Below are 641 nucleotides of genomic sequence, written 5' to 3'. Positions count from 1 at the left end.
GGCGTTGGTATGACTCCCCACGTCAAGTTAAATACACTGATCCTTGTTCATTAATTTCAGAACCATTGTATTCACTTTTAGTATTAAGTGAGTTAACGCATAGAATGAAGCAAGTAATTTCGTCGGTTATCATGCTGATATTCGTGGATTACTAACTTGTTTGCTAGCAGCGCCTACCTTACTCATTTCGTCGTGGCACCTGTCTTCAGTCTATGTTCGCGGTTCAATAGCCGTTAGGCTATTGCCGTCCTAACGCCGTCGGTGATTGTGCCACACCCGATGCTTGATCCCATGCGCTAACTCAAAACTTTTATTCATGCAGGTACTCTCGATATTCTTAGCTTCACATCAATTTTTGGTAGCACTACCTCTCGAGAAATAGCCCAAATATAAGCGATCATTTCTCTGGCGATGGCCGTAACGACCACATTACGATGTTTGCCTTTATGCATGAGTCGTTGATAGCGGCGGCACAACCTCAGTTGAGCTTGCCAAGCCATATCAATAATTTCTTTGCTTAAGCCTTCTTGTCTTAATTGCATTTCTTTTGAAATATTGGCGTTGTGTTTATACGAATGTGCACCTTCGACCAGTAGTCGTCTTGCACGGCTGTTACCGCATTTGGTAATAGCACCTAAATG

1 pseudogene is annotated in these 641 nt (G+C 42.9%); it reads right to left on the bottom strand.

What is annotated here, in order from left to right:
- Window positions 1-314: 314 nt before the first annotated feature.
- Window positions 315-641: pseudogene (locus tag H4J76_RS20335) on the bottom strand (IS110 family transposase); the annotation flags it as partial.

This window comes from Colwellia sp. BRX9-1 (genome assembly GCF_014077195.1).
Lineage (GTDB): Bacteria > Pseudomonadota > Gammaproteobacteria > Enterobacterales > Alteromonadaceae > Colwellia_A.
Note: the sequence above shows the minus strand (reverse complement) of the source record. Positions and strands in the feature narration are given on the sequence as shown.